Source organism: Microbulbifer sp. (assembly GCF_036563125.1).
Lineage (GTDB): Bacteria > Pseudomonadota > Gammaproteobacteria > Pseudomonadales > Cellvibrionaceae > Microbulbifer.
On the sequence record NZ_DATCMV010000082.1, the window covers coordinates 1 to 5367 of the forward strand.

Below are 5367 nucleotides of genomic sequence, written 5' to 3' on the forward strand. Positions count from 1 at the left end.
CAGGGTGTAGAACTTCCGCACATTGGCCAGCGCGGTGGGTTTGATGAAATCACCACCGATGCCGCCAAAGCCGGATTTCGGTTTTATTACCACCGATTCCGATTCCGGGTCGATAACCAGCCCGTTGCCGATACTGTTGACACAGGTTACGAACGCCAACGGAAATTGGTTCAGTACAGCGGCCATCATGTCAAAGTGCGGCAGGTCAAAGTAAGGCGGAAGCTTGACCCCGAGGGGCAGCGAAACGTGCTCGAACACCCGCTCCAGCAGCGCGCGGCTCTGGTCGAAGTCATAACCGGTCTGGGGTTTACCCGGCACATTCGGGCAGGAAAGATTGAGTTCAATGGCAGCGATATGTTGTTGGCCTGCCAGCGCCTTGATCATGTCGACATTATCCTGATGGCTCAGGCCAGAGATGGACATAATGTAGGGCTTTGCGAATGCCCCGACGCGGCTGGCGTAGTCCAGATAATATTGAAACCCCTCGTTGGGCAGTCCCATGCTGTTGATACTGCCCCAGGAGGTTTCAACATATCGCGGCTCCGGGTTGCCCGCGCGCTTCTCCAGTGTGGCGCTTTTACTCAGGATGGCGCCGGCCTCACTGATGCCGATTGCGTCCAGTTCCTCGGCCGTTGTGCACAACGGGCCGGAGGCGTTATACAGGCAGGACGAAAGTGATGCACCCGCGATGGAGGTCGCCAGGGAAACTGCCGCAGCCATAGTCACTTCCGCCCATTAAGAATTCATACTCAATGAACTATATATGCATTACCTGAGGGTTTTTTGGCTGCGGGCGCAGAGTCATGTGTTCGGCGGATAAAACGTCAACTTTTCAGCTTCGCCGACCGCATGCTGCAAGATGCCAGCGGAAGGTGGCACGCGAATGTTTCCGCGCACCACGAATTGCGGGCAATCACTCTTCGGTATCCGTACGATAGATCGCCATGCCGCGCGCCTGGTAATTGCCCAGTGCGCTGTCGTGATCCAGGGTGCAGGTGTGGACCCACACCCGCTTGCACGGAGCCCACTTCCACGCCTGTTCAATGGCACAGCTCAGCAGGTGGCCGCCAAAGCCGCGGCCGATAAAGCGCGGGGCCAGCCCGAAATACGCAATCTGCACATCGCCATTGGGCTGCTGTTCCAGTTCGAAATAGCCGGCAATGGCGCCGCGATAGTAGGCCACCCAGATGCGCAGTGCATCGCGCTCTGCATAGTCCTGCCACTCGCGGTCCGGCCATTTCAGTTTGTCGGTCCACTGCCACGGTTCACCGACCAGCTGGTACAGGTAGCGATTGAAGCGAAACTCTTTTTCCTCCGCTTCTACCACCGAGAGACCCTCGGGGCAGGGTTTGGCGTTCAGCTCCTGGGGATCAGTCATTTCCAGGTAATACGTGGTTACGCTCAAGATTTTCTCCACAATTTAATGGCTTTCGCAGGGGCTGGTCCCCATGGGGACACGGGGGGAGCGGCGCGAGGTTTTCTGGTGAGCTTCAGCTCTCCTGGTGGGTGCGCTCGTAGGCGGGGGATTCGTAGAGGCTGTAGTCGACTTCTTCGAAGACCCACGACAGCGGTGCCTGGGCACGGTGCTCAGCAATGGTCTTGCCGAATATGTCGAAGTGAATTTCTTCCATGAGCTGGGCCAGCTCTGCTTTGCTGCTGAGTCCGAGAAATATTCCTGCCTGCATAAAGCCTTCAAGGCGATGGCGCTCGATGGGCGGAATGGGCATTCCCAGCTTGGAGGTACCGAAAAGTCCCCGGAGTCGCCGGGAGACTTCGTGGGTGAATTTTTCGTTATACATATGGTGTTTTCTCCCTGTTGGCGAGACGAGCGCTTCCGGTCAGCTGCGTTGTTCGGAGTACAGTCGATACGCGAGTGCCAGTATGAGACAGATGCAACCGGGTATCGCCAGGGCCTTGAACTGTAACAAATCGAATACGTAGGCCCCGATTGTGCCCCCCAGTATGAAGCCGATGATAATGAGCGAGAACAGCAGCGCTTTCCTGCGATCAAATGCCTCGCCCCGCAGTGCCGCGCCGAACATCAGTCCCATATCAGTAAAAATCCCGGTCAGGTGTGTGGTGCGTATGACCGCGCCGCTGTAGGTGGTGGCCAGTGCGTTCTGCAGGCCGCAGGCTGCAGAGGCTGCGTAGTGGCCGTACCCAGAGCCATTTGAGAGCAGGAGCAATGCGGCGAAGATCAGCAGGGCCTCCATTACCAGCGCCGTGTCATAGTGGCGACCGAGCTTCAGGGTGCTGCCGTGCAGCAGCAGGCCTGAAAACGTCGCGCCGGTAAAAAAGGCCAGCAGAATACCGGCCAGGTGCAGCGTTGTTTGCAGGGATGACCCGAGCGCACTTGTTCCCAGCAGGGTTGCGGTGCCGGACAGGTGGGAAATGGCCTGGTGTTCAAATCCCAGCAGGCCGATGGCATTGATATAGCCGGCCACCAGTGCCAGCACAAATGCTCCGTATTCAATCCAACTTGGCAGCCTGGATATCAATCTTCTTCCTCACTATTTGGCAAGGGCCAGTCGGGCCTTATCCCTGTCCACATTCGCAGGAGCGTTTGCGGGATTGTACGGTGCGCGCGGCTACAGCTCACGATCTGCCACCAGTAAATCTCTGAACAGATTAACCGCTGGTTGCTCCATCGCGCTGCCCTTCCAGGTCAGAGCATTCTGTATGCGGTAGCTGAAACGCGCCGGGAGCAGTGCTGTAAGGTCTCCCTTTTTCACATAAGGTTTGGCCAGATACTCGGGCAGAAAGCCGATAAATTTTCCCGACAGGATCATCGCCAGGCGCGCGGCCATATGGTTGGCGATGCTCTTGTATGGGAACAGCCGATACAGGTGTGCTGCGCCAGACAGCACCGCGTGATCCGGCGCAGCCAATTCCTGCTGGGTAATGAACTCTTCATCCACATCCGCCGCACAGGGGTGGCTCGCCGCCCCGTAGAGCAGTGACTGGTGGCTGAACAGGGGTTGGTAGCTGAGGCCAGGGCGGCGGGAGTGCAGCGGGTTGAGACCGACATCGGCCCGCCCGGCGAGAATTTCCAGCTCCAGTTCGTGGGGGGCGGCGAGCTGGATATCCAGCTGCAACTGCGGCGCGCGCTCGCGCAGACGGGCGACGGTGGCGGGCAGGTCCAGCTGGGGCATGGCCAGCACGTCATCCGGCAACAGGATACGCAGCTTGCCGGTGAGCTGCGACTGGATGGCATTCACCTGGCTTTTGAAGCTGGCCAGGTGCCCGTCCAGTTCCAGGATGGCCTGATAGAGGGCTTCCCCTTCCGGGGTCAGCTTGAAGTCGGCGCGCCCCCGGGAGCGCAGGCACAACTGCATGCCCAGGCGAGTCTCCAGATCGGACAGGTGCACGCTGATGGTCGACCTGCTGATATTGAGCGCCACTTCTGCGGGCGCCAGCCCGCCGGCCTGTACCACTTCGCGGAACACCCGCAGCAGGCGCAGATCCATATCGCTGATGCGACCGGAGAGTGCGGATTTGCCGGTTTTCATCCACAGGTCCTGAAATCGTTAGTTACGCCGCCAGCCTAAAACAAAGTTTGATAATCGTAAATTTTAGTTTCACAGTTCTTACTATCCTCCGCCGGACTGCCGATCCAGAATCCCGAAAACGTTGATACAACAGCGATCAGGGAGTATTCGATGGAACTGAACAATAACCAATTGTTGAAGACCCAGAACTATGTCGATGGGCAGTGGCGCGATGGCGCCGGTAAGTTGGCGGTCACTGACCCCGCAACTGGCGCGCTGCTGGCGGATATCGCCGATGGCACCGCGGCCGACGCGGAGCAGGCGGTGGCCGCGGCCCACGCCGCATTCCCCGCGTGGAGTGGCAAGACTGCCGCCGAACGCGCCGCGGTGCTGAAGCGCTGGTACCAGTTGATTGCCAACAACCGCGAGGATCTGGCGCGGTTGCTGACCATGGAGCAGGGCAAGCCGCTGGCGGAGGCGCTGGGAGAGATCGATTACGGTGCCTCTTACATCGAGTGGTACGCGGAGGAGTGCCGTCGCGCCTATGGCCAGACCATTCCCACCCACAACCCGAACATGCGTCTGCACACCATCCGCCAGCCGGTGGGGGTGGTGACCTGCATTACACCGTGGAATTTCCCCAATGCGATGATCACCCGCAAGGCTGCGCCGGCACTGGCGGCGGGCTGCACGGTGGTGATCAAGCCGGCGGCGGAGACACCCCTGTCCGCACTGGCACTGTGTGCGCTGGCGGAGGAGGCGGGACTGCCGGCGGGCACGCTGAATGTGGTGGTGAGCAGTGATTCCGCGGCGGTCGGCAAGGTGCTGACCCAGGATCCAAGGGTGGCGAAGTTCACCTTCACCGGCTCTACCCAGGTGGGCAAGCTGTTGATGAGCCAGTGCGCGGGCACGGTGAAGAAGATGTCGATGGAGCTCGGTGGCAATGCACCGTTTATCGTGTTCGACGATGCGGATATCGATGTGGCGGTGACCGCCTGTATGGCGACAAAAATGCGCAATGCGGGCCAGACTTGTGTGTCCACCAACCGGATTTATGTGCACGAGTCGGTGCACGATACCTTTGTGGAGAAGCTGCGCGCGCAGATGGCGGCGCTGGTGCCGGGCCATGGTCTGGAGCAGGGTACGACATTCGGGCCGCTGATTTTCCGCCGCGCGGTGGATCGGGTACACGGTCTGGTTGAGGAGGCGGTGGCCAATGGGGCGCGTCTGCTGTTGGGCGGTGATTTTCTGCCAAACGGGGAGAACTACTATGCGCCGACCCTGCTGGTGGATGTGCATGATGAGATGCGCATCGCGCGGGAGGAGATTTTCGGGCCGCTGGCAGTGGTGCTGAAATTCCGCGATGAGGAAGATGTGATTCGCCGCGCGAATGATACGGCCTATGGATTGGCGGCTTATGTGATGAGCGAGAACATCCACCGCGCGAACCGGGTGGTGGAAGCGCTGGAGTACGGCATGGTGGCGTGTAACGCCGGTGTGTTCTCCACCACGGTGGCGCCCTTCGGCGGAATCAAGGAATCCGGTATCGGCCGCGAGGGTGGTGTCGAGGGAATGGCGGAATTCTATGAAACCAAATATTGCTGCTACGGGGTTTGAGCTTCGTAGCTGTTTTAGAACTTTCTAATTTCCTGAGGTGGCGGCAAAGCACCGGGTGCGGGTTTTCAGGACCGCTGTGAATACATCCCTGTACGCTGCGTCGGCAACATCCCTGTTGCCGACGCTCCTGAAAACCCGCACCCGGCACTTTGCCTTCGCTTCGAAGTTTTTTACTACGTTAGTAAGGCTCAAATTTTGAGTCGGAGAAATTCATGTCCGAACTGAAAACCGATGCATTCTGGATGCCCTTTACCCCCAACCG

General features: G+C 59.1%; 6 protein-coding genes. 1 reads left to right on the plus strand and 5 read right to left on the minus strand.

Translation table 11 applies throughout. The features are described from left to right. The 5 genes from VIL80_RS06345 to VIL80_RS06365 all read right to left on the minus strand — a co-directional run. The coding region (locus VIL80_RS06345) for a dihydroorotate oxidase (protein WP_332035301.1) at positions 1 to 720 on the minus strand (720 nt) is incomplete at its 3' end. Between the two features lie 193 nt (positions 721 to 913). Then, positions 914 to 1405 (minus strand): GNAT family N-acetyltransferase, encoded by a 492-nt coding sequence (locus VIL80_RS06350; protein ID WP_332035302.1) that lies wholly within the window; start codon positions 1403 to 1405, stop codon positions 914 to 916. An 85-nt stretch (positions 1406 to 1490) separates the two neighbouring features. Beyond that, complete coding sequence (locus tag VIL80_RS06355) at positions 1491 to 1799, minus strand: hypothetical protein (RefSeq protein ID WP_332035303.1); 309 nt, start codon at positions 1797 to 1799, stop codon at positions 1491 to 1493. 39 nt (positions 1800 to 1838) lie between these two features. Further along, complete coding sequence (locus VIL80_RS06360) at positions 1839 to 2456, minus strand: YoaK family protein (protein ID WP_332035304.1); 618 nt, start codon at positions 2454 to 2456, stop codon at positions 1839 to 1841. 132 nt (positions 2457 to 2588) lie between these two features. Further along, the gene (locus tag VIL80_RS06365) at positions 2589 to 3509 is read right to left on the minus strand and encodes a LysR family transcriptional regulator (RefSeq protein WP_332035305.1); all 921 of its coding nucleotides are present in this window, start codon (positions 3507 to 3509) and stop codon (positions 2589 to 2591) included. 150 nt (positions 3510 to 3659) lie between these two features. Here VIL80_RS06365 and VIL80_RS06370 point away from each other — a divergent pair, with 150 nt between their 5' ends. Further along, positions 3660 to 5105 carry an NAD-dependent succinate-semialdehyde dehydrogenase gene (locus tag VIL80_RS06370; RefSeq protein WP_332035306.1) on the plus strand — a complete coding sequence of 482 codons (1446 nt, stop codon included), beginning with the start codon at positions 3660 to 3662 and terminating at the stop codon, positions 5103 to 5105. Positions 5106 to 5367: the final 262 nt, after the last annotated feature.

Bases quoted from the DNA above. Each gene is read 5' to 3' on its own strand.
- VIL80_RS06365 (WP_332035305.1), bottom strand. From the start codon at position 3,509: ATGAAAACCGGCAAATCCGCACTCTCCGGTCGCATCAGCGATATGGAT.
- VIL80_RS06370 (WP_332035306.1), top strand. From the start codon at position 3,660: ATGGAACTGAACAATAACCAATTGTTGAAGACCCAGAACTATGTCGAT.
- VIL80_RS06355 (WP_332035303.1), bottom strand. From the start codon at position 1,799: ATGTATAACGAAAAATTCACCCACGAAGTCTCCCGGCGACTCCGGGGA.